Source organism: Bacillus sp. Pc3 (assembly GCF_000815145.1).
Lineage (GTDB): Bacteria > Bacillota > Bacilli > Bacillales > Bacillaceae > Bacillus > Bacillus velezensis.
This window is the reverse complement of the sequence record NZ_CP010406.1, coordinates 2,924,609-2,950,510: the sequence shown is the minus strand read 5'-3', so window position 1 is coordinate 2,950,510 and position 25,902 is coordinate 2,924,609. Positions and strand designations below refer to the sequence as shown.

General features: G+C 48.2%; 26 protein-coding genes and 1 pseudogene. 5 read left to right on the top strand and 22 right to left on the bottom strand.

The features are described 5' to 3' along the window. Positions 1–116 precede the first annotated feature (116 nt). Entirely contained in the window at positions 117–1,334 is a 1,218-nt protein-coding gene (locus SB24_RS14080; RefSeq protein WP_012118346.1) for a NupC/NupG family nucleoside CNT transporter, read from the bottom strand. Between the two features lie 133 nt (positions 1,335–1,467). Continuing rightward, positions 1,468–1,704 (bottom strand): YuzB family protein, encoded by a 237-nt coding sequence (locus tag SB24_RS14075; RefSeq protein WP_007408721.1) that lies wholly within the window; start codon positions 1,702–1,704, stop codon positions 1,468–1,470. A 266-nt stretch (positions 1,705–1,970) separates the two neighbouring features. On the opposite strand from SB24_RS14075, the gene SB24_RS14070 reads away from it, so the two are divergent. After that, on the top strand, positions 1,971–3,038 hold the full coding sequence (locus SB24_RS14070; RefSeq protein ID WP_015418135.1) for an NAD(P)/FAD-dependent oxidoreductase: 1,068 nt from the start codon (positions 1,971–1,973) through the stop codon (positions 3,036–3,038). Between the two features lie 37 nt (positions 3,039–3,075). Here the strand turns inward: SB24_RS14070 and SB24_RS14065 are convergent, their stop codons facing one another. Next, positions 3,076–3,402, bottom strand: a complete 327-nt coding sequence (locus tag SB24_RS14065) for a YuzD family protein (protein ID WP_015418136.1) — start codon at positions 3,400–3,402, stop codon at positions 3,076–3,078. 79 nt (positions 3,403–3,481) lie between these two features. Here SB24_RS14065 and SB24_RS14060 point away from each other — a divergent pair, with 79 nt between their 5' ends. Continuing rightward, positions 3,482–3,817: a NifU family protein gene (locus tag SB24_RS14060; RefSeq protein WP_169510385.1), complete on the top strand. Its 336-nt coding sequence runs from the start codon at positions 3,482–3,484 to the stop codon at positions 3,815–3,817. A gap of 40 nt (positions 3,818–3,857) precedes the next feature. On the opposite strand, the gene SB24_RS14055 is transcribed toward SB24_RS14060, so the two are convergent. The 5 genes from SB24_RS14055 to yutH all read right to left on the bottom strand — a co-directional run bounded on the left by SB24_RS14055 (position 3,858) and on the right by yutH (position 10,441). Beyond that, on the bottom strand, positions 3,858–5,834 hold the full coding sequence (locus SB24_RS14055) for a S9 family peptidase (RefSeq protein ID WP_039254006.1): 1,977 nt from the start codon (positions 5,832–5,834) through the stop codon (positions 3,858–3,860). Positions 5,835–5,937: 103 nt separating this feature from the next. After that, a complete protein-coding gene (thrB, locus tag SB24_RS14050; protein WP_003151940.1) occupies positions 5,938–6,867 on the bottom strand; it encodes a homoserine kinase in 930 nt (309 codons plus the stop codon). Beyond that, positions 6,864–7,922 (bottom strand): threonine synthase, encoded by a 1,059-nt coding sequence (thrC, locus tag SB24_RS14045; protein ID WP_039254004.1) that lies wholly within the window; start codon positions 7,920–7,922, stop codon positions 6,864–6,866. The genes thrB and thrC overlap by 4 nt, the downstream gene beginning before the upstream one ends. After that, on the bottom strand, positions 7,922–9,223 hold the full coding sequence (locus SB24_RS14040) for a homoserine dehydrogenase (protein ID WP_003151938.1): 1,302 nt from the start codon (positions 9,221–9,223) through the stop codon (positions 7,922–7,924). Before SB24_RS14040 ends, thrC begins: the two co-directional genes overlap by 1 nt. Before the next feature lie 201 nt (positions 9,224–9,424). Then, entirely contained in the window at positions 9,425–10,441 is a 1,017-nt protein-coding gene (yutH, locus tag SB24_RS14035) for a spore coat-associated protein CotNH (RefSeq protein WP_099686879.1), read from the bottom strand. 154 nt (positions 10,442–10,595) lie between these two features. On the opposite strand from yutH, the gene SB24_RS14030 reads away from it, so the two are divergent. Next, on the top strand, positions 10,596–11,096 hold the full coding sequence (locus SB24_RS14030) for a phosphatidylglycerophosphatase A family protein (RefSeq protein ID WP_003151934.1): 501 nt from the start codon (positions 10,596–10,598) through the stop codon (positions 11,094–11,096). A gap of 26 nt (positions 11,097–11,122) precedes the next feature. Here SB24_RS14030 and SB24_RS14025 read toward each other — a convergent pair whose 3' ends face one another. The 4 genes from SB24_RS14025 to lipA all read right to left on the bottom strand — a co-directional run bounded on the left by SB24_RS14025 (position 11,123) and on the right by lipA (position 13,775). Further along, on the bottom strand, positions 11,123–11,893 hold the full coding sequence (locus SB24_RS14025) for a TIGR01457 family HAD-type hydrolase (RefSeq protein WP_003151932.1): 771 nt from the start codon (positions 11,891–11,893) through the stop codon (positions 11,123–11,125). Between the two features lie 33 nt (positions 11,894–11,926). After that, positions 11,927–12,361, bottom strand: coding sequence for a DUF86 domain-containing protein (locus SB24_RS14020; RefSeq protein ID WP_039253996.1), 435 nt, complete (start codon positions 12,359–12,361; stop codon positions 11,927–11,929). Positions 12,362–12,386: 25 nt separating this feature from the next. Further along, entirely contained in the window at positions 12,387–12,662 is a 276-nt protein-coding gene (locus tag SB24_RS14015) for a YutD family protein (RefSeq protein ID WP_003151928.1), read from the bottom strand. A gap of 216 nt (positions 12,663–12,878) precedes the next feature. After that, the gene (lipA, locus tag SB24_RS14010) at positions 12,879–13,775 is read right to left on the bottom strand and encodes a lipoyl synthase (RefSeq protein ID WP_003151923.1); all 897 of its coding nucleotides are present in this window, start codon (positions 13,773–13,775) and stop codon (positions 12,879–12,881) included. 201 nt (positions 13,776–13,976) lie between these two features. Between lipA and lytH the strand changes: the two genes are divergently transcribed. Further along, complete coding sequence (lytH, locus tag SB24_RS14005) at positions 13,977–14,954, top strand: L-Ala--D-Glu endopeptidase (protein ID WP_003151918.1); 978 nt, start codon at positions 13,977–13,979, stop codon at positions 14,952–14,954. Between the two features lie 37 nt (positions 14,955–14,991). Here the strand turns inward: lytH and yunB are convergent, their stop codons facing one another. The 6 genes from yunB to SB24_RS13975 form a co-directional block, all read right to left on the bottom strand. Then, the gene (gene yunB / locus SB24_RS14000) at positions 14,992–15,750 is read right to left on the bottom strand and encodes a sporulation protein YunB (RefSeq protein WP_039253993.1); all 759 of its coding nucleotides are present in this window, start codon (positions 15,748–15,750) and stop codon (positions 14,992–14,994) included. Positions 15,751–15,876: 126 nt separating this feature from the next. Next, the gene (locus tag SB24_RS13995) at positions 15,877–17,271 is read right to left on the bottom strand and encodes a bifunctional metallophosphatase/5'-nucleotidase (protein ID WP_039253991.1); all 1,395 of its coding nucleotides are present in this window, start codon (positions 17,269–17,271) and stop codon (positions 15,877–15,879) included. A gap of 17 nt (positions 17,272–17,288) precedes the next feature. After that, the gene (locus SB24_RS13990; protein WP_003151913.1) at positions 17,289–18,110 is read right to left on the bottom strand and encodes a sulfite exporter TauE/SafE family protein; all 822 of its coding nucleotides are present in this window, start codon (positions 18,108–18,110) and stop codon (positions 17,289–17,291) included. A gap of 19 nt (positions 18,111–18,129) precedes the next feature. Beyond that, a complete protein-coding gene (locus tag SB24_RS13985) occupies positions 18,130–18,981 on the bottom strand; it encodes a DUF72 domain-containing protein (protein WP_039253989.1) in 852 nt (283 codons plus the stop codon). Between the two features lie 26 nt (positions 18,982–19,007). Further along, positions 19,008–19,361: a YunG family protein gene (locus tag SB24_RS13980; RefSeq protein ID WP_039253986.1), complete on the bottom strand. Its 354-nt coding sequence runs from the start codon at positions 19,359–19,361 to the stop codon at positions 19,008–19,010. 72 nt (positions 19,362–19,433) lie between these two features. Next, on the bottom strand, positions 19,434–20,798 hold the full coding sequence (locus tag SB24_RS13975) for an allantoinase (protein ID WP_039253984.1): 1,365 nt from the start codon (positions 20,796–20,798) through the stop codon (positions 19,434–19,436). Positions 20,799–20,977: 179 nt separating this feature from the next. On the opposite strand from SB24_RS13975, the gene SB24_RS13970 reads away from it, so the two are divergent. Beyond that, positions 20,978–22,573 (top strand): PucR family transcriptional regulator, encoded by a 1,596-nt coding sequence (locus SB24_RS13970; RefSeq protein WP_039253981.1) that lies wholly within the window; start codon positions 20,978–20,980, stop codon positions 22,571–22,573. Positions 22,574–22,681: 108 nt separating this feature from the next. On the opposite strand, the pseudogene SB24_RS19690 reads toward SB24_RS13970, so the two are convergent. From SB24_RS19690 to SB24_RS13955, 4 genes and pseudogenes are all read right to left on the bottom strand, one after another. Further along, positions 22,682–22,816, bottom strand: a pseudogene (locus SB24_RS19690) (XkdF-like putative serine protease domain-containing protein); the annotation flags it as partial. A 61-nt stretch (positions 22,817–22,877) separates the two neighbouring features. Further along, the gene (locus SB24_RS19685; RefSeq protein ID WP_077722787.1) at positions 22,878–23,156 is read right to left on the bottom strand and encodes a hypothetical protein; all 279 of its coding nucleotides are present in this window, start codon (positions 23,154–23,156) and stop codon (positions 22,878–22,880) included. A 1,197-nt stretch (positions 23,157–24,353) separates the two neighbouring features. Continuing rightward, the gene (locus SB24_RS13960) at positions 24,354–24,599 is read right to left on the bottom strand and encodes a hypothetical protein (protein WP_039253979.1); all 246 of its coding nucleotides are present in this window, start codon (positions 24,597–24,599) and stop codon (positions 24,354–24,356) included. A 32-nt stretch (positions 24,600–24,631) separates the two neighbouring features. Further along, on the bottom strand, positions 24,632–25,828 hold the full coding sequence (locus SB24_RS13955) for an MFS transporter (RefSeq protein WP_039253976.1): 1,197 nt from the start codon (positions 25,826–25,828) through the stop codon (positions 24,632–24,634). Positions 25,829–25,902: the final 74 nt, after the last annotated feature.

The window sequence follows — 25,902 nt, the reverse complement described above, 5'->3', positions numbered from 1 at the left end:
TCCAACTTTTTTTCTTTTACTTAGTATAAAAGCTCTTCTGCTCGGACACAATACAAATATCCCCCGTTTTTCATACATAAAAGCTCCCTGCATATGCAGGGAGCTTTTATCGTTTACTAAATAAACATGCCGGCAATCGCCGCGCTGAGAAGGTTTGCGAGTGTTCCCGCAATAACCGCTCTTAATCCGAGGCGCGCAATGTCCGAACGGCGGCTTGGGGCCAAACCGCCCAGTGTGCCGAGCATAATCGCAATCGAAGAGAAGTTGGCAAATCCGCACAGCGCAAAGCTGATAATCGTAGACGTTTTTTTAGAAAAGTCCGCAATATGCGGACCGAAGTTTGAATAAGCGACAAACTCATTCAGCACAAGTTTCTGTCCGATATAGCTTCCCGCTCCGAGCGCTTCATGCCAAGGAACGCCGATTACAAATGCGATCGGTGAAAACACGTAACCGAGAATGGATTCTAATGTAATATGTTTGAAACCGAACCAGCCGCCGATTCCGCCGAGAATTCCGTTCACTACGGCGATGAGCGCGACAAACGCAAGCAGCATGGCGCCGACATTTAGAGCAATCTGAAGGCCCGTGGACGCGCCTTTTGCCGCTGCATCAATCACATTAGCGGCGCCTTCGCCTTCTTCGTCCATATTAAAATCGCCTTTTATCGTCTGCGTTTTTTCCGTTTCAGGTATTAAAATTTTTCCGAACACGAGACCGGCGGGAGCCGCCATAAAGCTGGCCGCCAGCAAGTATTCGATCGGAATGCCTAACAGGGCGTAACCGAAAAGCGTCGAACCCGCTACAGCCGAAAGGCCGCTCGTCATAATCGTAAACAGCTCGGAACGGGTCAATCCCGCAATCAGCGGTTTAATGGCAAGCGGTGATTCAGACTGTCCGACAAAAATATTCGCAGCCGCCGCAAGCGATTCCGTTCTGCTTGTCCCAAGAAGTTTTGACAGTCCGCCTCCGATGACGCGAAAGATGAGCTGCATGATTTTCAAGTGATACAAAACGGCAATCAGCGCTGAGAAAAAGATAATGACCGGCAGAACGCTCAGCGCAAAAGCCGGGCTGCTGCCCACTTTTAACAGCGGGCCAAAAATAAAGCTGATGCCTTCGTTCGCATAATCAATGAGAAGCTGCACACGGCTTGAGAACCATAAAAATACGGCCCGTCCGGCGTCCCACTTTAATACGATGAATCCGAAGGCCATTTGTAAACATAAACCGACAATGACGGTTCGCAGGTTAATTTTGCTTTTCTTCTCTGATAACAAAAAAGCAATGGCTAATATAGCAACTGCCCCGAGCAGCCCCCAAACGATATTCAATGAATCCACCTCTAAAATTTTATTTAAAAAAAGTCTTTATTAAGATAACAATATTTATTTTTGCTGTCTACAAATTTTTTATTTTGCCAAAACCCGGGCGCAATAAAAAAGAGACCCCGTTCGGAGCCTCTGATTAAAACATCGGATTTTCTTCTATGAATGTATATATGTTGTCAACCAGTTCAGCAGGCGTGCCTCCCGTGACCACTTCGCCGTTAACCAGGGCGAACAGGGACTCCATGCATTTCCCGCAATAGCTTAAACAGCCGTATTCAAGCACGTCCAAGTTCGGATCCTTCTCTAAGATCTCAAGTGCTTCCTGGGAACCGCGCGCTAAATTGCTGACACAGAATTCAATCATCGGATTCATGCGGTTTCACCTCACATATGTACCTTATCCTAACGGAATTTCCTCTATTCGTCAAAGATCGGGTTTCACGCTCAATGTTATCGTAACATATTAATTCAGGTTAAAGGTTTTACTATTACGTGTTTTCTGGTCAATTTGTAGGTTATTTTAAAACTATTATTGTGGTTTTAGATCAAATTCGATATAATTCTAGATGTTATTTTACATAGTTCGTTATTTTGTAACAACATTGACTACCATATTTTTCGGGCAAAAGGGGAATCATTATGAAAAAATTGGTCTTGATCGGCGGGGGTTACGGAAACATGCGGGTGCTGCACCGCTTACTGCCGAACCAGCTTCCGTCAGATATATCCATCACGCTGATTGACAGAAACCCGTATCACTGCTTAAAAACAGAATATTATGCGCTCGCCGCCGGCACGATTTCTGATCATCATATCAGGGTGTCTTTTCCTGAGCATCCGAATCTGGATGTTCAATACGGTGATGTGGCTTCCGTCGACACGAAAAACAAACAGGTTCTGTTTCATGACCGCGAACCGATTTCTTACGATGACGCGGTGATCGGACTGGGCTGCGAGGATAAGTATCATAACGTGCCCGGCGCGCCGGAACATACTTACAGCATTCAGACCATTGATCAGTCACGCGAAGCCTATCAAAAGCTGAACAACCTCGGCGCCAATGCATCTGTCGCTATCGTCGGAGCGGGATTAAGCGGCGTGGAGCTTGCCAGTGAATTAAGAGAGAGCCGTGACGATCTGAAGATTATGTTATTTGACCGGGGCGACCTGATTTTATCAAGCTTTCCGAAAAGACTCAGCAAGTATGTTCAGAAATGGTTTGAAGAACACGGCGTCACCATTATCAATAATGCGAATATTACAAAAGTGGAAGACGGGATCGTTTATAATCATGATGAAGGAATACCGGCCGATGCCATCGTGTGGACGGCGGGAATTCAGCCGAATAAAGCCGTCAGAGAACTGGACGCTGAAAAAGATCCGCAAGGCCGCATCGTTTTAACACCGCATCACAACCTTCCGGGCGATGAGCATGTTTACGTCGTCGGTGATTGCGCGAGCCTGCCGCATGCGCCGAGCGCCCAGCTGGCTGAAGCGCAAGCGGAACAAATTGTGCAGATCCTCCTGAAACGCTGGAACAATGAAGAGCTGCCGGAAACAATGCCGCAATTTAAGCTGAAAGGCGTTCTCGGTTCACTCGGAAAAAAAGCGGGCTTCGGTCTTGTCAACGACCGTCCGCTCATCGGGCGTGTGCCCCGTTTATTAAAATCAGGCCTTTTATGGATGTACAAGCATCATAACGGCTGATAAGAAAAAAGCCGCTGATTGCGATCAGCGGCCATTTTTAAGAGCCTGCAACATAGCCGCGCTTTTCCATTTCTTCATATATATCTTTTAAATGCGGATTCCCTTCCCCCACAATGACATCCTCCACCAGCACGAGCGGATAGAAAAATTCATCGTTTCTGATGCGCTCCGCAAGCTCTTCTGTCTCCTTTTGCTGAGGCGGTGCGTCAATATCAATATACCGCATGTGAAAAGGCTGTTCCGGATATTTCCGTTGCAGCGCCGCCTCCAGCCATTCAAATGTATCTTTGGCGCTCGGCATATTCACGCAGCTTGCGCAAAGCGTTTCAGCGCCGTAAACACTGAGCGTAACCGGCTTAATCATGTATATCATCCCCTTTACACCAGTATACAAAGGACGAGGCAGCTTTTGTATAAAAAACGGTTTTTATGTTCAAGTTTAAATATGCTATAATGGGGAAAGCAGCTTTGCAAACCAAACATTAGATTTTTACCGTTACTGTGAATATAATGGTTTTATGTATATGAAAGGAGCGAATCTCATGACTGAGGTTGAAATGAAAGAGCAAGTACAGGAAGTATTGGATAAATTACGTCCGTTTCTGCTTCGTGACGGCGGTGACTGTGAGCTTGTTGACGTAGACGAAGGCATTGTAAAGCTTCGCCTCCTTGGCGCATGCGGCAGCTGCCCAAGTTCAACGATTACGCTGAAAGCCGGAATCGAACGCGCCCTTCTTGAAGAAGTACCGGGTGTCGTTGAAGTAGAACAAGTATTTTAATCATAAAACCAGGCTGCATGACAGCCTGGTTTTTTATTTTTTACAAATAGCCATCAAACCATGAACAAATATAACGGATGCGTTTCATCCGCTGTTCCGGATGGCCGCTTCTCGACAGCTCATGCGTGGCTTTCGGAAACCGGATGAACGACGTCGTTTTGTTCAGTTTCTTCAATGCGGTAAAGAGCTGCTCCGCCTGCTCTATCGGACAGCGGTCATCTCGCTCACCATGCAGGATCAAAAGCGGCGTCGAAACGCGGGACGCATATTTTACAGGAGAACGATCCCAAAGCTTATCCGCTTCCTCAAACAAATCATGTCCGAGCTGCCAGTCAGTAAAAAAGAAACCGATATCGCTGACACCGTGGAAGCTGAACCAATTTGAAATGGAGCGCTGCGTGACGGCTGCTTTAAAACGGCCGGTCTGCCCGACAATCCAATTCGTCATAAACCCTCCGTAGCTTCCGCCCGTCACACCGAGACGGCCGCTGTCAATAAACGGATACGCCTGAACAGCTTCATCCACCGCCTGCATGACATCACGGTAATCTCCGCCTCCGTAATCACCCCTGACACGATTGACAAAATCCTGCCCGTAGCCGTGGCTTCCTCTCGGGTTGACATACACGACAGCATATCCTTGTGCGGCCAGCACTTGGAATTCGTGAAAATACGTATGGCCGTACATCATGTGAGGCCCGCCGTGTATGTATAGAATGAGCGGATAAGTTTGATCCTCTTCAAAAACGGCGGGCTTTAAAAACCAGCCGTTTACCGTCAGCCCGTCCTTTGTTTCATATTGCAGCTTTTCCGGCACGGATATGATGCGCTCCTCAATAAACCGATCATTGTCGGATGTCAATTGCTTCTCTTCCCCTTCTTCGAGTGAAATGCTGTAAAGCTCGGAAGGCTGTGCGGGTTTGGCAATGACAGCGATACAGCTTTTCTGATCAGGATGAAAAGCAAAACCATTCACGTACTCTTCTTCTAATCGGATCGGATAGACGAGGCCGTCAATCGAGATATAATAAATACCGGTGCTTCCCTGCTCGCTCCCGAGAACGTAAAAACCCTGCCCGTCGTTTGTCCATACAGGCCGGGGCGTCACCCCTCCTATGATTGAATCCGCAATCAGCGCATCGCTCAAATGAACATCCAGCATGTCGGTCAGGCAGGAGAGCCGCTCAGTTTTCACGTCGTACAGCCACGCTTTCTCTAAAGTCGCATTGCGAAATTCATTTTCATGGCCCAGCATCGCGATATAAGACCCGTCCGGTGAAAACACGCAGGAACCGAAAGAACCGCGGTGCGGCGTAATCTGCTTCAGGCTTCCGTCCGCCAGATTCATCAGATAGACATCGCTCGGCTTTCCGGCGTCACCCGGCTCGCATAAATTGGCGGTAAACGCAAGCTGCCTGCCATCCGGTGAAAAGGCCGCGCCATAATGATCCGCTTCATGATCCGTCAGCTGCTGAATCTCACCCGTTTCAAGATGAATCAGCACAAGCTGGGCCCAGCTTCCGTTCAGCAGGCCTTTCCCGTCACGTTTATATGTTAATGACTGAATCTCAACCGGCTCATACTCGTCATGCTTCTTTTTTTCTTTCTCCTCGGCGCGCTCCGCTGATGTCAGACTGACGGACACAAGCACGGATCTGCCGTCGGGCGCCCATATCGGATCTGATACGCCCCAAGGAATATCGGCCGCCTGTTCCGCCTCTCCGCCGGCAGCGTCGATGATGTACAGCTGAGGGATGCCGTCCTCCCTGTCAGAAACAAAGGCGAGGCGCCGTCCGTCAGGCGACCACCGCGGACTTGTATTTTTATCGTCCCCGAAAGTCCACGGGTTTGAGATGCCGGATTCTGTGTCATATACCATAATGGCTGAGGAATAGGAATCCCGCTTATGATTGACTGTTGTCCGGACGTAAGCGGCTCTTCTGCCGTCAGGGGCATATTGCGGGTCTGTCACGGATACGAGAGACGCAATGTCCTCCTCGGTTATGCGTTTTTTCAAATCGTTTCTCCTCCTTTTCTTTTTTATTTCGCTTCCCTAAATAAAAATCCTTCTCCAGAAAAAGAAAGCGTCCTTCTCTGATGGGAAGAACGCTTTTTTATCATTATACACTTTTCACCTGTTCTAAAGGATTCCGTTCAATTACGCTTCCTTCTGACGGGACAGTAAGCGCCGCAATCTCACAGTGAGGGAAATGCTCAGAAAGCTGCTTTCTCAGCTCTTCTCCCTTTCCTTTTTCAATCAGGACAAGAATCGTCGGTCCCGCTCCGCTCAGCGCCGTTCCGTAAGCGCCTTTCATTTCGGCCGCATGTTCCACCTTTGAAAGCTCAGGAACAAGCATGGCACGGTACGGCTGATGGAGGATGTCTTTTCTCATCATTTTCCCGGCGAGCGCCCAGTCATTTGACATGATCGCAGCAACGAGAAGGTTGCTGACGGCGCTTGCTTTAACGGCGCGTCGGTACGGCAGCTCTTTCGGGAGCACGTCTCTTGCGTCCCTGGTCAGAACTTCGTAAAACGGAATCACTGCCACAACGTCGATATCCGCTTCGGCAACACGCACGATATGTGTTTCATCTTCTTCGTGAAGGCCGATCACAAGCCCTCCTGCAAGGGAAGCAGCGGCATTATCAGGGTGTCCCTCTTCAAGACTGGCTAAGTGCAGCTTGTCGCTTTCCGACAGCTGCAGGCCGCATAACTCATCCGCAAGCTCAATGGCAGCGACGATAGCGGCCGCGCTGCTTCCGAGACCCCGCGCAAGGGGGATGTCACTCCAAACTTTGACATGGGCGGGCGGCAGCTCTTTCTGATAGCGGTCAGCCGTCCGTTTGGCGACTTGGTAGATGAGGTTGTCCGTTCCTTGAGGGATGCCCGCGACAGTTTCGGTTTCCGCCGAGAACTGCCATTCATCGTTTCGGAAAACCGAAAGCTTCAAATATCTGCTGAGCGCCATCCCGATGGAATCAAACCCAGGCCCTAAGTTGGCGGTGCTTCCCGGAACCGTAATGGAAAACAGCATCTCCGCCTCATTCATACACGCGCCGCTCCATTTAAGTATTCCAGAATACTGTCCTCATCTGTCGGCAGCGTGATCGGTTTTATGTCAGATACGTCCACAGCCGTGTTCGGATCTTTCAGGCCGTTTCCGGTCAAGACTGCGACAACCTTGCTGCCTTTTGGAATTTCACCGGATTTCACCTGTTTTAAAACACCGGCGATGGATGCACAGGAGCCCGGCTCGGCAAATACGCCTTCTTCACGGGCAATCAGCTGATAAGCGTGAAGGATTTCTCCATCTGTGACTTCATCAATTTTTCCGGCTGACTCTTCCGCTGCAAGCACAGCTTTGTCCCAGCTGGCAGGGTTCCCGATCCGGATTGCCGTCGCAACGGTTTCGGGATTTTTAATGACCTCGCCGCGAACGATGGCCGCAGAACCTTCCGCCTCAAAACCGCGCATCTTCGGAAGTCCGGTGCCGTTTTTCTCATGATATTCTTTGAACCCTTTCCAGTAGGCCGTGATATTCCCGGCGTTTCCTACCGGGATCGCCAGAATGTCCGGCGCTCCGCCGAGCTGTTCGCATACTTCAAAGGCTGCTGTTTTTTGCCCTTCAATCCGGTAAGGGTTTACTGAATTCACTAATGCAATCGGTGATTTTTCACAAATCGACCGGACGATGGCCAGCGCGTCGTCAAAGTTTCCGTCAATCGCGATGATTTCCGCACCGTACATGACGGCCTGCGCAAGCTTTCCGAAGGCGATTTTCCCGTCCGGGATGATGACGATGCATTTCATACCGGCTCTCGCCGCGTATGCCGCAGCCGCCGCGGATGTGTTGCCTGTTGAGGCGCACATGATGGTATCATTGCCTTCTTCTTTCGCTTTGGCGACCGCCATGACCATGCCGCGGTCTTTAAAGGATCCCGTCGGATTAACGCCCTCTGTTTTCACATGCAGTTCAATTCCGAGCTTTTCAGAAAGCTTCGGGAGGGGAATCAGCGGCGTGTTGCCTTCATGCAATGTCAGGGCCGGCGTCCGATCCGTCACCGGCAGAAATTCTTTATATTGATGGATGAGTCCTTTCCACATTAGCTCCAACCGTTCCCTTCTACACGATATGTGCTTTTTACTTCTTGTACAACTTCGAGGTCATTTAAGTTTTGCAGAATGTCACTGAAATCTTCTTCCGATGTATGATGCGTGACGATCACGATTTCCGCGAGATCGTCATGGCCTTTGATCGGCAGCTGCAGAATTTTTTCAAAGCTGACGCCGCGCTCTGAGAAGGCTGATGTGATTTTTGAAAAAGAGCCGACCTGGTCTTTGACATGAATTCTTAAAAACTGCTGGGCGTAGATATCAGACGGCTGCTTCAGATTTCTTTCAAACTGCGGGGCGACAAAGCTGTTTCCGTTTACCCCGAGACGCATGTTTTTCATGACCGCGACCAGATCGGAAACGACTGATGTCGCAGTCGGCATGCTTCCGGCGCCGGGGCCGTAAAACATCGTTTCGCCTACGGCTTCTCCGTACACGTAAACGGCATTAAACTCGTTATGCACCGCAGAGAGCGGATGATGATCCGGGAGGAGTGTCGGCTGAACGCTGACTTCGATTTTATTGTCATCACGCTGGGCGATGCCGATCAGCTTCATCGTATAGCCGAGCCGTTTGCTGAAGCTGATGTCTTCATCCGTAATCCGGGAAATTCCTTTTACTTTGACATCGTCCAGATCGACGTTCATAGAGAAGCCGAGACGGGCTAAAATCGCCATCTTGCGTGCGGCATCGAGTCCTTCTACATCGGCGGTCGGGTCCGCTTCCGCGAATCCGAGATCCTGCGCTTCCTTCAGCACTTCTTCATACGGGCTTTTTTCTTTAATCATTTTCGTTAAGATGAAGTTCGTCGTTCCGTTGACGATACCCATCATTTTTGTGATCCGGTCAGAGGAAAGGCCTTCTTCGAGCGTGCGTAAAATCGGGATTCCGCCGGCGACACTCGCTTCATAATACAAGTCACAGCCATTTTCCTTTGCGGCGGCTAAAAGCTCTGACCCGTATACGGCGATCAGATCTTTATTTGCGGTCACAACATGTTTTTTCGCTTTCAAGGCATCAAGAAGATATTGCTTCGTCTGTTCGACACCGCCGATGACTTCAATAATCACGTCGACCTCAGGGTCATCGATCACATCATAGACTTCTGTCGTCAGCACTTCTTTCGGCAGGTCTGCGTCTCGTTTTTTATCAATATCTTTAACCAGCACTTTTTTGATCGTCACCGGACAGCCGACCTGGTGCATAAGCTTATCCTGATGATCTTGTATAATTTTGACGACTCCGCTTCCCACGGTTCCCAGTCCTAACAGTCCAATACGAATCGCTTCCAAAGAGAAACTCCACCTTTCTTCCTTTCGTCCACTAGAAAAGGACAATTGTTAACCCTTCACAGACATTTAAGTTACAAATATTATATAAGCCCGCATTTGTTTTGACAAGCGGCTGAATATTGTTTCTGCGGCTATGAAAACGCTTAACACACTGATATGACAAGATTCCCTATTTTCTAAATATTTTTACGTCATATTTTCTTACGAACTGATTCCTTTTCCGAGCCACGCCACAGGCGGGACAAAAACCTGCGCCGCTCTGACATTCAGCATGTCGTGACATGTCTGCAAAAACTGTTCATAGCGGGTGCAGTCAGCAAGAATGTAGTCAAGCTGCTCTTCGTAAAACTGTTTTTCAGAATCATGAGAAATGTAATAGCTCTCCACCGTCTCAAAGAAATGAAGCGGAAACAGCAGGCGGCTGTAAAACAGGCGCTTGGAAAAGGAGGATAACGGCGTAACTTGCTCATATTCCTGCAAAAACAAAAACCCTTCGTTAAGCAAGTCGTCACGATGATACAAATATGTGCTGCGCATATATTCCGCAATATCACGGGCGGCATGGTCGAATACCCAATCGCCCGGAATGCGGATCAATGATTCCTCCGACCAGGTATCCCGTTCCATCCGCTGATGGCAGATTGTCCCCGAGTCTTCTGCGCCGGGATTGTCATCCAGCTCCGTATCCACTAAATATTGAATCGCATTTTCCGCTAAGCCTGAATAATAAGGAAATGCTTCGATCATTTTCTTTTCGAACGGTTCGAGCGGAGACATATGAATTTTCCGCATCCAGAATGATTCCAGCTGATCCACCCGTTTTCCCCATAAGTCCTTCCATTGGCCGATCCTGCCCGCTTCTTTCACTTCGTACGGAAAACCCCGCCCTTTTCTGTGAAATTCGGCAAGCTCCCCTCCGACAGAAAACGACCGGTTTGCGACGGGGATCGGCGCTTTTAAGAGCGCATACGTTTTGCCTTCGTCCTCAAAGGTCAGTTCTCCTTCCTTCGTAAAGATAAACACTGAAACGTATGGGTCACTTTGTTCTTGTAAATACTGACTCATGTAGTAAAGCTCCGTCAGCTCTGATTGCGAAAATCCGGAAACGGGAATAATAAGAAAGAAGGAATTAGGCGTCTGGAAGCATTGATATTTCTGATAAACGGAAAGCTGTCTGACGTGGATGCCGTACTTTTCTTTAATGATGCTTTTCATCATAATCACCTGCCTGAAAAATTAGAGCTATTCACATCGTAGTCATACGCCGGCGGAATTATGAATACATATTGTAATCCTTTGAATCAAGTGGAGAAACATCGTACACATCGGAAGGGTGTTGTATAAACTAGTAAAAAAAGATTGGGTGAAGCAAATGTCAGAAAAGGAACAACTGAATCAGGTGGAAGCTGTCGCCAGAGCGCGTTTAAAAGAACGGGGGGTTGAGACGGACGATATTGCCGAGCTGGTATATTTCCTTCAGAAAAAATATCATCCTGATTTGACGATGGAAGTATGCAGGCTCAATGTGGACCGTGTCATCGCAAAACGCGAGGTGCAAAACGCCATTTTAACGGGAATAGAATTAGATGTGCTCGCCGAACAAAAAAAGCTGTCTGAACCGCTTCAGACCATTCTGGCGATTGATGAAAGCCTGTATGGGGTTGACGAGGTGCTCGCCTTCTCTATCGTGAATATATACGGCTCAATCGGCTTTACGAATTACGGCTACATTGACAAAGAAAAACCCGGCATTCTCGGGCGTTTAAATGATAAATCTACGGGCGAATGCCATACGTTTCTTGATGATATCGTCGGCGCAATCGCAGCAGCGGCTTCAAGCCGGCTTGCCCACAGCGCCAGAAATACAGAATAAGGACGGCCGTCATGGCCGTCCCTTTTTTATAGATGTTCAATCCATTCGGTTAAAGAGTCAATCGCATATGTCGGTTTCCGGTCGTAATCTGCCATATGCTCACGCTTTGTCACTCCGGTATGAACCAGCAGCGTATCCATGCCCGCATTGATGCCGGCCATAATATCCGTTGCATAGTTATCGCCGACCATGAGTGTTTCGGAAATATCCGTTCCGAGCACACGCATCGCCTGTTCCATAATAATCGATTCAGGCTTGCCGATAAAGACAGGCTCAACGCCCGTTGACACCGTCAAAACGGATGTGAGCGAACCGTTCCCTGGTAAAAGCCCTCTTTCAGTCGGAATGGCGACGTCGCCGTTTGTTGAAATGAACCGGGCGCCGTTTCTGATCGCAAGGCATCCCGTTGCCAACTTTTCATATGTAATGCCGCGGTCGATTCCCACAACGACAAAGTCCGCGTTTTCTTCTCCGAAGCTCAGCCCGTTTTCTTCAATGGCCTGACGGATGCCTTCTTCGCCGATCACATACACCGACGCGTCTTTTTTCTGCTGGGCGATATGCTGCGCAGTCGCCATGCTCGTCGTGAAGACCTGCTCTTCAGTTGCCGGAATGTCAAAGCTCATCAGCTTGTCCGCCACCTGCTTCGGCGTCCGGGAAGAATTGTTCGTCACGAATAAATACGGAATGCCGCGCGCTTTAAGCGTTCTCACGAATTCACACGCTTCTTCGATTTTTTCCGTCCCGTTGTACATTGTGCCGTCCAAATCTATCAAATATCCTTTATAATCCTTCATACTCAACACTCCTGTGGATTTTCTCACTCGTTGTTATTTAAATGCGGAAACAGGCCCTAATTCTGTTTCCAGGTAGGCTCTTACACGGGCCGGAAAGGCTTTCAGCACGTCCCTGTTTGACGTGATCAGCGTAAACAGTTCCTGATGATCGGCTTGCTGATATTCCTGAACAAGCTGCTTTCTGGAAGAGATCAATTGCTTCAGCTTATTCGCTTCATCCTCCGCTACCACCTTTTCATCCGTCAGAATATCCATGATGTCGTCATAACTCCCCGGATCGCGCATGATAAAGCCGTCAATCATATCATTTCCGACATCGAGAATGCATTCGATCATAAGATGGCTGATCCGCTCAAGCGCCCTTTTTTCGATTTCGCTCTGCCATGCAGGCGTGCTGTCAAACAGCGCCAGCTGGGTCTCAAAAAAACGGAGTGTTTGTTCGATATTATTTCTGTCAACAAAATACACGTGACAGCATCCCCTTCTGCATCAATTATTTTCTGATTCGTTTTAAAACAAAATACGCGCAGCCGAAATTGCAGTATTCATAAATGTATTCGTCCAATGTGCTGATTTTCGTTTCAAAGGTTGCTTTTTGATTCTGGTCATCAAAGAAGCCTTTGAGCCGCAGCTGACTGTATCCCCAGTCTCCCACAATGTAATCATATTTATTTAATATGTCCGAATAGCGGGCTTTGAACGCTTCTTCATTAAAGCCGTTTTTAAAATCGTGTACGAGTTCAAACTCGGCATTTTGAATAAGAATCATGTCTTCACCTCTTTTATCACTCTTTACTATCATAATTCATTGACTTCTGTCCATCAATTGCAAAATGAGACGGTTCTGACGGACGGAAAAATTTTCCCCTTTTAATCCAGTGTAGCGGTTCTGACGATCCTTATTCAAGAATGACTTTTTCCTGCACAGACGGCTCCATCACAAAAAACCCAAAACCTGCGGCGTTTTGGGTTTTTTCGGCTTATCTTATGCTTGGGCCTGGCGTTTTTTAGACGCTTCGTTCACTTGTTCATCCGCATGGTAGGAAGAACGGACAAGCGGGCCTGCTTCACAGTGGCTGAAGCCTTTTTGCATCGCGATTTCTTTCAGTTCGGCAAATTCGTCCGGATGATAATATTTTTGGACTTTTAAATGTTTTTTCGACGGCTGCAGGTATTGGCCGATCGCCATGATGTCGACATTGTTCGCAAGCAGGTCGTCCATCACTTCAATAATTTCTTCCTTCGTTTCGCCGAGACCGATCATAATGCTTGATTTCGTCGGGATGTCAGGCTGCATTTCTTTCGCACGGCGCAAGAATTCCAAAGAACGGTCATATGTTGCACGGGCGCGGACTCTCGGTGTCAGGCGGCGGACGGTTTCAATGTTGTGGTTCAGAATATCAGGACGGGTATCCATTAATGTTTTCAGGTTGTCGTAATTTCCGCCCATATCGGATGGCAGCACTTCAATTGTCGTGAACGGGCTTTTTCTGCGGATCGCCCGGACCGTTTCCGCAAAGACGCCTGCTCCGCCGTCTTTCTGATCATCACGCGCCACGGCCGTGATGACGGCGTGCTTTAAGTTCATCAGCGCAACCGAATCAGCTACGCGTTCCGGCTCCTGCAGATCCAGCTCAGTCGGCAGACCCGTTTTGACAGCGCAGAAGCGGCATGCTCTCGTACAGACGGAACCGAGAATCATGAATGTCGCCGTACGTCTGACAGCCCAGCATTCATGGATGTTCGGGCATTTTGCTTCTTCACATACGGTATGCAGATTATTTTCACGCATTAATTTTTTCAGGCCCGTATAGTTTTCATTCGTGTTCAGCTTTATTTTGAGCCATTCCGGCTTTCTCAGATGCTCGTCTTTCTTTGCCATTTCCCCATCATCTCCATTATCCCTTTATTCATGTTCGTGTGCGAAAAATTTCTATTTCACGATGGATATAAAACTTGCAGATTTCTATTCAATAGTCACTTTAACATAGGAAAAATTTCTCGACAAGGGAAGAGAATTACTTACATTTTCTCGGATTGTTGCCGCAAACTATTTGTATTAATCCTGAAAGGAGATCATGTTGTGAAAGTTCTGTTATCTGCTCTTCTCCTTTTATCATTTTTCTGTCCGGCTGCAAGCGGGAAAGAACAATCGGCTCCTGTTTACGGTGAACGGATGCAGTTGTACCGCAAAGCCGAAGCAGTCACGCAGATTCCTTGGTATGTGCTTGCGGCGGTTGATCAATATGAAGAAAATGTCCGCTCGAACCGAAAGGATCTGCCGGAAAAAGCGGGAATCATCAGCATTTATATTCCGGATCATTTGTGGAGCGGGCCTGAAAATCCAAATCCTAAGGACGAGGCGCCCCTCAGCATTAAAGTATTTGACGGGATCGGCCTGGACGGCGACGGCGACGGAAAAGCCGAGGTCAGCAATGATGAGGATATTCTTTATACATTTGCACAGTATTTAGCGGGATTCGGAACGGATCTTGACCATATCCGCATCGGCCTCTGGAATTATTACCGCCGTGATCAGACGGTCGGCATTATCACCGAATTCATGACACTGTTTAAAACGTTCGGCCGCCTTGATCTCGGAGAGCACGCTTTTCCGCTTCCCGTGAAGACGGATTACAGCTACCGCAGCACATGGGGCGCCGCGCGGGGTTTCGGCGGTCGCCGGATTCACGAAGGAACGGATCTGTTCGCCCATTACGGGCTCCCCGTCAGATCGACCTGCTACGGTATTGTTGAAATGAAGGGCTGGAACCGTTTCGGCGGCTGGAGAATCGGCATCAGGGATATCAATAACACGTATCACTACTTCGCTCACCTGAACGGCTTTGCAAAAGGTGTGCATAAAGGCCAGATCGTCAAACCCGGAGAGGTGATCGGCTCTGTCGGCAGTTCCGGATACGGACCGCCGGGCACCGCGGGAAAATTTCCGCCGCATCTTCACTACGGGATGTATAAAGATAACGGCAGATCGGAATGGTCTTTTGACCCGTATCCCCATTTAAGGGCGTGGGAGCGAAAAGAAATCCGCAGGAAAAAGTAAACACACAGCCGCCAGGAAAGATTGCGGCTGTGTGTTTTTATTTATCTTTCTTCTGTTTTTCATTCGGCAGCTGAATGGAAGGCGTCACACCTGATCCGCCGCTTCCGTTATAAAACTGCGGCACCTCTCCTTGAATCGCTTTAATGGAGACCGGAATATTATTTGTCACGACTGATGTTTTACTGGCAAACGGGATAATAACCTTTACCTTAATTTCCACAAAAATACTGATATCGATCAGGGCATTGTTAATGCCGTACGGCTTTATTTTTGTTTTCACATCAGTTAACGCATCACCGATCAGGTTAAAGCGCACGGGGATTTTCGGCCCCAGATTTCCGAGAATGCTGTTTCCCGTGACCTGCCCTAAAGGGATGTTAATCATAATTTCATCGGCCGTTTTGGCGCCTTTTTCCGTTTCATGCTGCTTATTGTTCGACTCCGCTTCCTTCAAATGAGCCTGAAGCTGCTTTGTCACTTTCGCCTTCATACTGTTGACCATTTGTGTATTAAAATCCATCGTTGTGACTTTTCCGTTTTCATCCGTTTTCATATCGACCATATCTTTCACATTGTCGCTGTGAGACATGTATTCTTCAATGGATTCCGTAATGACCTCTGTCGCCACCCGTTTGGTTTCCATTTCTCCTATGTTCATCAGCACCGGTTTGATTGAGGAGTTGATCATCCAGAGGCTGATGACCGTCGATATGATAAAAAAAGCAAACGACAGAAGAAGCACATATCGAAAAGGCAAAGGCCCTCTCTTGCGAAGAGCGCTCCGGTATCTAGGCAAGAAAAATCCCCCCTTACATATCACAATGTATGCTTGTAAGGGGGGACATAGTATTTTATTTTTGCTCTTAAAAAGTCCCGCTTACCTTCATTCGGGTGAGATGGAACGGCGGGCAGCTATTTGACATTACGGCTGCCGCGCGAGCTTCCAGGCGAGCAGATCTCTTAAAAACTCCGGCATAAAGTATTGTTTTTCTTTTGAATCGCGGATGTAAGGGAACAGCTTGCCGAGTGTAAACATGTCGAGAACGGCAACCGAGTATATCCGATCCGGATCAACCTCTTCTCCGTTCACTTTCACATTGAGGAGATGCGTCACACCGTCTTCAAGGATGCCGGCCTCTGCCTCCGCTCCGGCATATACCATCCTGCCCATCACTTCCCCGCGGAAGCCGAGGCCTTTAATCCGCAGCTGCTCCATTTGTTCCGAGGCGGCCTGGCTGATTGTTTCCTGGAGTTCCCTGCCTGAAAGACGAACGGCGACCGGATTGATCGGATGAGGGCAGATGCGGTGCAAGTCAAGCTTTGTGACAGGCCCCTTCTGTAAAGTCCCCAAAATGACGCCTGAATTCACCATGCTGACTTCACAGCCGCACCAGCTTTTCAGCGCTTCGGCTAATAGAAGCGGCAGCGGCGATTCCTCAAACCACTTCACGCCGGCTTCTTCATTCAGATTGGCGACTTGTACGGAGAGCAGGTTTTCCGCTTCCCGTTCTTTCTCTTTCAGAAAAGCCGCCGTATCTTCAGATTCCCCGTGCCAATCAGCCATTTTCTGTACAGATGCCTGTTTGCTGACAATGGTTCGTGATTCACTTTCTATCGTGAGCTCGACACAGCCGACATAGTTCCCGTATTTCTCCGCACATGCAAGCAATACGCCGTTTATGTCCTGTCCGTCCTCAAGAAGGTGGTGCGTATGTGATTCAAGAATGACATCGATATCGGGAAATTTTTCCGCTGCGGCCCGGTCATCGATCAGGCCTAAATGAGAAAGCAGAATGATGATGTCCGCTTTGCCCTTGATATCGTCAAGTGATTCTTGAATGCTTTTTTCCGCATCCGTCACTGTCCAGCCGAGTTTCTGATAGACGGGATAATACGGCACCGTGACGCCGAGTATGCCGGCGGTCATCCCGTTTTTCAGCGTTTTGATCACATAGGGCTTGGCCCATTCCGGGCGCTGTCCGTCCGCGTCAAACAGGTTGGACACAATGACGGGAAACGCGGCATGAGTATATAAATCCGCCAGCTCATCGTGAGGCAGCGTAATCCCTTCATTATTCCCGACGGCAGCCGCATCAATCTCAAGACGGTTTAACAAGTCGACATTCGCTTTGCCGAAGGTCGCTTCCGTTATCATTTGGAATCGGTCCATATGATCGCCGATGTCGAATACGAGTGTTTCCTCCCCGTTTTTTTCATGCTCACTTCTCTTCTGCTCAATATAATGTACGATTTTCGGCCAATTTTCGAAATGGCTGTGCAAATCATTCGTATGATATAAACGGAGCTTCTCTAACATACCATCTCTCCTACCTTTTAGCTGAATATCCCTTGATAAATCAATTCACAGCCGATCAAAATCAAGACGACCCGCATGAAAAGCACGATCGTTTTCGTCTGCACCCGCTTATTGACCCACGCGCCCATTTTGCCGCCGAACCACGCGCCCGGAACGAGGCACAGCGCATACAGCCAATTGACATGGCCCTCTGCGATATGTGACACGGAACCCGTCACGGAGGATAAGAAAATGATGAGCATTGACGTCGCCACAGCCACTTTCGGCGGGAACAAAAATAACAGCATCATGGCCGGAACCATAAGAGAGCCGCCGCCGATGCCGAAAAGACCGCCCAATAAACCGACGAAAAAGGCAATGGCGATACCGGTAAAAATACGGTACGAATATGTATAAAGCTCACCCGATTCATCCTCATAAGTCCGGATCATGCCTTTATGCGCTTTATTGACCGGTTTTGCTTTCGCCTTCAGCATTAATGTAATAGAAATCAAAATCATAAAAAGTCCGAACCAGACGGAAAACGTATGCGCATTAAAAAGTTTAGACAAATACGCGCCGATGATGCTTCCCGGGCCGGAACCGATAAAAAAGATCAGTCCGCTTTTGTAGTCAACGGTTTTATATTTCATATAGGCCAGAGTTGATGACAGGCCCGTAAAAATAATCACCAAAAGGGACGTGCCGATGGCAGTCTGTGGTGTTACGTCATGGAAAAACGGAGTCATCGTGCTTAAATAGAGCATCGCCGGCACGATGATAATTCCTCCCCCAAGCCCGATCAGGCTGCCGACCGTTCCCGCGATAAATCCCAATATGATCAAAATAAGATAAGACATGTGTCTTGAAACCTCTTTTCTAGCTGAATAGGTCGAGCTGCTTCGGAGCAAGCCCGGTATATGAGATATCTAACATTTCAAGCATCTCAAGCCCGTTATCGGCGGCGTCTCCGCCTGAGTTATTGTTGAAGAGCACATACACATTGCGCGACTGCTTTTTCAGCTCCTGAAGATTGTTTTTCCAATCTTTGAGCTCCTGTTTGTTATAGCGGTATAAATATCTGACCTCACGCCAGTTTTGTCCGCCGTCAGGTTTAATCCAGCCCTGCTTGTTCCGTCCGTGAAAACGGACAAGCGTTTTTTCTTCATCCGTTGCTTTCAGGACGGTCGGAATGCTGCCCTCGCCGATTTGCGGCTCGTCACATATGCTGTGAATCCAGCCTTCCTCCTTCATAAAGGAAAGGGTCTGCTCGTAAAATGGCGGGGAAAACCAAGACCGGTTGCGGAATTCAAGCGCGCACGGGATATCCCCCATCTGCTGCCTGCACCATCTTAAATATGCGACGTTTTCTTTCTTGCAGTCAAACCACGGCGGGAATTGGAACAGCACCATGGCAAGCTTTCCATGCTCTATATAAGGCGATAATGACAGCTTAAACGCCTCAAACATTTCTTCCTTCGATTCAAAGGGAATATCGCCGCGCTGATGACCCGTCATTCCTTGATATGCCTTAATGACAAATTGAAAAGATTCCGGCGTCTCTTTGACCCATCTTTCGTTATTGCGGGCGGGCTGTATCGCGTAAAAGCTCGCGTCCAGCTCAACGATGGGAAAATGGGAGGAATACGCCTGCAGTTTTTGCGGGCCCGCTGTTTTAGGCGGATAGATGCTGTCATGATCCCCCCACCCCGTCAGTCCGATATAAATCACAATCCTTCACCTCTCATTCTAGTTTATCACAGGTGTTTTTCTCTTTCCGTTTCCATGTTTTTTCTGAATGCACTTTTCAGGAACCGGTACTGATGTTCATTGGTGTCCGAAAATGCCTCATCTCTGGAAGAAAGAATGTGCTGATAGACGATCGGCTCTGAAAACTGACTGTTCGTGAAATCATATATCTCCCCGTCTATTCGATTATAAAAATGCCAGCTTGTGCCCGTTTTTGTTTTGAGAATGTCACCGCCGTAAACATCTTGGATGACTAAAGCCGTCACGCCGCACTGGCCTTTGGCCGGGCAATCTTCCGTCCATTTTGTACTGGTCTTGCGCGACCAGGATGCCGTTAATATGTTCAAGATTTGATTATACAATGTGTTTTACTCCTTTTTATAAAAAGATACCACGAGACCCGCTTTCCAAACGACAAAAAAAGCCGATTCTCATCAGAGAATCGGCTCTTTTATTTCAGAAGGCTTCAGGAATGTTCCGAAAGCCCCGCTCTGCTTCCCACCGCCATCCTGATACACACAGCGTCCCTTGCTGTAGGTCGCAGCAATTCGGTATGGAAAGGTGCGGCCTTCATACAAGCTTTGCTTATGTTTGGAAAACATCGTTTCTTTTGTGACGGTAAAAGGTTCCGGCCGGACAATGGCAAAATCAGCGTCAAATCCTTCTTCAAGCCGGCCTTTATTCGTTAAACCGAAGCGCTTGGCAGGTGCTTCGGCCGTCCATCGGGCCACATGTTCAAACGGAATCCCATGATCGATCGCTAATTGAATCATGCCGAGAAGCGTAAATTGGCCTCCGCTGATCCCGCCCCACGACAGGAACATATTATCCTCGCGTTTCAAAGACGGATGACAGGGAGAATGATCCGAAGACACCATATCAATCAGGCCCTCAGCCAAGACCCCGATCAATTCCTCTTTATCAGCCTCTGAGCGGAGCGGCGGAGCGCATTTGGCGGCCGCCCCTTTTTTGAGGAAGTCTTCAAAGCTGAATAATAAGTAGTGCGGACACGTTTCAACGGTGACATCCAATCCGTCTTTTTTCGCCTGCTGAATGGAGAGCACGGCCCGTTTCGTGCTGATATGTACAAAATGAAGCGCGCATCCCGTCGCTCTTGCATATTCAATTGCCCGCTGCACAGCCTCGCATTCGGCTTCTTCCGGACGGGAGGAAGCGTAAGCGCGGGCATCAATTTTCCCTTGGAGCGCGTACTCGGCTTCAAGGAATCGGGTGAGGGCGTCGCTTTCTGCGTGCAGGGCCAAAATCTTGCCGCACGCCGCGATTTCCTTCATTCCCTTTAAAAGAGTCCGTTCATCGGCTGATTGAAATTCATCCGTTCCCGATTTAGACAGAAACGCTTTAAACCCGATTGCCCCCGCTTCTGCCATCGGCCGGATATGTTCGGTATACCCGGGCATCAAACCGCCCCAAAGCGCAAAATCAACCGCTGACTTCCGTTCGGCGATTTCCGCCTTTGCCAGCAGGTTTTCAGCAGTTACCGTCGAAGGAATGCAGTTAAGCGGCATGTCAAAATAAGACGTACAGCCCCCGGCAGCAAGCATGTTTGAGCCGGTTTCAATGCCTTCCCACTCTTCGCGTCCGGGTTCATTGAAATGCACGTGACAATCGACCGCGCCCGGAAACACATACATGCCGGCTGCCTGCACCACTTGTTCCGCGTTTTCTTCAATGCCGGGCTCGATCAAGGCAATTTTCCCGTCCTTGACGGCGATATCGGCCCGCTCTGTCCCGCCTTTTCGCACAGCTTTCGCACCCTTTACAATTACGTCATAGGCCATTTTATCTTCCTCCCTGTAAGGATGACGATTTTCTGTCAGTTTTTATCACAACATGCGTCTATGATTGCCAGTTTACTGCTACTATGATCGTAATACATCAGCAAAACCGCTATAATTTTTGATGATTTTTATTCATATTAACTAATGGTTGTCTTTAGAACCTGAAAGGAGATTGACTGATGAACATTTATGATGTGATGAAGATTCCCGCTTATGAGCGGGCGGCATTAATCGCAGGCAGATCCGGCGGCTGGAGGGAGGTGCAGCACGTCAACATGATGGATGCGCCGGACATCGCTGATTTTTTACATAAAAATGAATTGCTCGTCACGACGGCTTACCACTTGAAGGATCGCCCGCAGCTGTTGAAAGATTTGATCCGCCTCATGGCAAAACGGGGCTGCGCGGGACTGGGGATCAAAACGAAGCGCTATCTTAATGTCATTCCGAAAGATGCCGCGGAGCTTGCCGACCGGTATGAATTTCCGATTATTGAGCTGCCGGAAGACATCAGGCTGGGAGATATCGTCAACGCCACACTGAGCCATATTCTTGATATGCGTTCAAATGAGCTGCAGCAGGCCATTTACACCCATAAAAAATTCACAAACCACATCATGAGCGGCAAAGGGCTGCAATCCCTGCTTAAGAAGCTCTCAGACATTCTCCGGCTTCCCGTGCTGCTTTTGGATCAGCATACAAAACTCTTATCATCGTCCCACAGCATACCCATTGACACGTCTTTATTGAAAAACATCTGTTATTCCCTTTCCGGTCCTTATTTCACCTGCTTTTCCATGCTCTCCGACAGAAAGGCGTATTCTGTCCTGCCGATTCTGAATGTTGAAAAAAACTGCGGTTATCTGGTGATTCCGGAGCTGGTGCAGACCGCTGATAAAGGCATGATTTTGACAATTGAACAGGCGGCCAACGTCATTTCCTTTGAACTGCTGAAAGAAAATGCCGTCAAACAATTCGGCAGACGGGCGCGCAATGAATTTTTCAGCAATTTCATCGACCGCTCGTTTACAGGCCATGAAGAAATCAAAAGCCGTGCCAAAGAATTCCGGCTCCGCTGGGATCAGAAATACATGTGCATTTGCGGAAAACTCGACCGAAATGAGAAAACGATCAGCTTTACCGAAAATCAGCTCGTTTCCGATCATGTATTTGATCTGCTTGAAGGGGAGCTGTCATCCTTTCCGTTTCCCCCTCATCTCTTTATTAAAGGAAATGTCGGTATTCTTTTAATTGAAGCGACAGACAGCTGGAATGAAATGCACGCGTCTGTCATCAGCTTTTTGGAGCAGTTTCAAAAGCAGGTCCGGACGCAGTTTAAACGGACTGTCTCCTTCGGCATCTCAAACATATGCCAAAAGCTGATCGACGTCCCTGACGCTTTTACTGAAGCTTCAGACGCCATTTCATCCGGGCATTTGTCCAGAAGCGCGGAGTTTATTCAAATCTATCATGCCAAAGACGTGCCGGAGCTGCTCCGCCTGCTTCCGGCGGAAGATGTGAAGAAGTTTTACGAAGCCACCCTCCAAAGCCTGGCCGACCGGCAAAAGGAAGATCAGAGCCTGCTTCATACGCTGTCTGTTTACCTGGAGACCCACTGCCAGATTTCAGAAACGGCTAAGCGCCTGTACGTCCATCGAAATACGGTGATCTATCGTTTAGAAAAATGCGAGGAACTGCTCGGCAAAAGCTTAAAAGATCCGGAGACGACGATGCGCCTGCGGCTCGCGCTGAGAATGCAGCGGCTGATCGGTTAAGGAATCGTTAGAGACAGGGAGGCGGGGTGTTCTCCCGCATCCTATTTAAGGTGAATCATTCAGCTAAATCCTCAAAAAATGCTGCCATCAAAACCCTGACGAGTATCCTTTCAGGAAGCCGTGAGCGGCCTTCTCAATTTCTGCAGCTGTCATGAAATCCTCGTGAGCATCCACGGTGTCCGGCTCATAAACGATACCGTAAACAAGTTTTTGTGCGTCTGCTTCTTTCGCAAGGATCTTCACTTACCTCTCTTCCTCAAAATAAATAAGTATCATCTCAAAAGATGATACTTAAATTAGTATTTTATCTAACTGTTTGGATTCCTCCAGGAGTGAGTTGACTAGCCGAAACTACAGCTGAACCAGCTATACAGTTTCCGCCAATAGACAAAGGAAATACTATAGTAACAAATTCTTGACCTGCTGGTGTATACTCAGACCTGTGTATAAACACACGTGTACCAGCAGTAAGCAACCGTCCATTTGGCAAAGTTAGATTAAAAAGGAGAGTGTGAAATTGACCAATTAAACCTTCAAAAGCACGACTTTCCCCAAAATATGGGTAATAATAATTTGGATACATTGAACATTTACCTCTTTCCTATATAATGAATTCACCTTACAATAATTGTATATTCCATATATTGAAAATTCGTGTGTGGAACAAAAGGCTCATTTCCTACGTATACAGCCGCCTATACGTCTGAGGTGTCACGTCTCGTTCCCATGATTTCTTCCCAATTCCTGTTCATCTGCCTTTGTAGAAGGACTTAACACTTTTTTAAGCTGCTGTTTCGTGTCAGCAGATAAAACGTCTCTCATCTTCATCTTTCTTTCATTTCTCCTTGCCGAATAAGCACCGCCTTACGCTATTCGCTTTTATTTATTTGCGGCCCGCCGCTTTATTCCTCAGAAGGTAAGCAAAGAAAATGAAGAGCCGGTTTAAAAAGACTTTCCTTGCAATGAGATTTCACTGCTTGTGTTCCCCGTGACTATCCGCGCACAAATACTGCATACTTCAGTCGCCCTCCCGAGAAGGCACTTTCATTGTTTAAATTTTGATACGCAGAAATGACTTCCTCCTAAAGGAAAGAGGAAATGCTCTTTTCCTTTTTCACGCGGAGTTTTGGCTACGCTGATACATTCTCCGTTCACAGCGGAAAAAATCTCTCCAAAAAAGGAGGGGCGCTTCCCCTCCGTGAACCGTAATAAAGCTTCGTGTGTTGACTAATGGCTGTCTGGATAATGGTCTCACTGTCATCTTGGAAAGATCACTTACTTCTATAAGTCTTTCTTTTTAACAGAAACCGCAGATATAGCAGCAGAAATAACTATCCGCTCCGCTTCTTATGCACTCTCTGTAACATGGAGAATTATAAAAAGGAGGGCGCGCGGAAACATAGGGAGAGCTCCCTGAATGAGTCAATTGATGGGCCCATGGATAATAATTAAATTCTTGCCGCTGATACAAATGGAATGACGGGTAATAATACAACATTTTCAACTCCTTTTCCGTACACCATATTGTACTTACCGACACCCTTTTTAGATGATTGTCTCTTGCATAATTGTGTGTTGGCCTAATTGCGGGTTTTAATCTGCAAAATTCGTGCAGGAGAACCATCACAACATCTTCCGTGAGAGGTTATAAGATAACCTCTCCTTGTTGTCACCAATCGCCCCCTACTGAACAGTTCGTATTATTTCAATGACCCGTTTTATCAGAATGCTCTCCCCCTGCATACGAAACAGCAAGTTCCAAAACACTGCTTTTTCTTCCTCAGCATTTACGCCGCTCAATATTGTCCCTGCCTGACTGCTTTCTTTTTTGATCAACTTCCGGCAGATCAAATTCGTCAGACTCGTCAAGCAATAAAGCTGGTTTTACTTTATCTACACCTGTTCCGGTTTCCATTCGCGCCATGCTTGAGCATACGGAACAACTGGTTCGATATGATTTTCCCTCTATGCGCATCCCTGCAATTTCAGAGATGCAGACCGCCAAAGAATAAACGACAATCAGCAAAAAGCCTCCGGATACCCGGAGGCTTTTGATTCTTATCCTTGCTGCGTGAACGGCCGGGTCTGTGTCTTTTTGCCCCAGCCAAGCGCGGCCAGAAAACTGATGGCGAGAATGGCCGCTCCCAGCATATACGGAAATTCCATATTTACATCAAAGAGAAAACCGGCGGCTGACGGTCCGGCGATATTCGCTAAGCTGATGAATGAGGTGTTCATCCCGCCGGCAAACCCCTGCTGGTCACCGGCGAGCTTCGACAGCATCGTATTAACGGCCGGCCGGAGCAGCGATATCAGCGTCAGAAAAAAGATTGCCGCGGCAAAAACGGCCCAATATGAACCCGCAAACCGGCACCACACAAGTCCTGCAGCAGCCCCGATCAACGTCACGTTAATGACGCGCTTTTCCCCGAACCTGCGGACGAGATAACTGACGCCGACCGCCTGCACAAACACGCCGATGAGACCCGCAGCCGTAATAATAAAGGCAATATCAGAGGCTTTAAATCCGTGTTTATGGTCAACGTAAAGGCCGAAAACGGATTCAAAGTTCATAATTCCGAAGTTCAGCACAAAAACCAGGATCAGCATAAACGCGAACGGCGATTTGAGCGCGCGTGACATTTGCTTAAACAGATGCTCACGTTTTTCCGTTTTCGCCCGGGCTTCCAGCTGCTTTTCACGTCCAAGCGTTTCGGGCAGAAAGAAAAATGAAAGCACCGTTGAAAAGCAGGCGAGACTTGCGGAGACGATGAACGGCACAGACATGCCGTAATGAACCAAATAGCCTCCGACACCGGGCCCGATGACGACACCGAGCGTCATCGCCGCGCTGAACAGCCCCATTCCTTTCCCGCGTTCTTCTTCGGTCGTAATATCCGCAATGTAAGCGAACATTGACGGCATTAAAAACGCCGCGCCCATCCCGCCCAAAAGCCGGGATGCGAACAATTGCCACAGGCTTCCGGCAAAGGCGAAGATCAATTGTGACACGGCAAAGGCGGCAATGCCGAAAATAATCAGTTTCCGCCGTCCGTATTTGTCGGTTATTTCCCCGGCAATAGGCGCAAATAAAAGCTGTGTAAGCCCCGCCGCCGCAACAAGCAGACCCATCGTGCTCCCCGTCGCTCCGAATTCGGTAATATATGCGGGCATAATCGGAATAATCAATCCGATTCCAAGCATCGCAATAAACATATTCAGCATTAAAATTGACAATCGGCCTATGTACGCCATGATTTCTTACCTTCTCCCCAGACAAACAGATGATCATTCCATATTTGTCATTTTTTATACCATTCAGTATAACG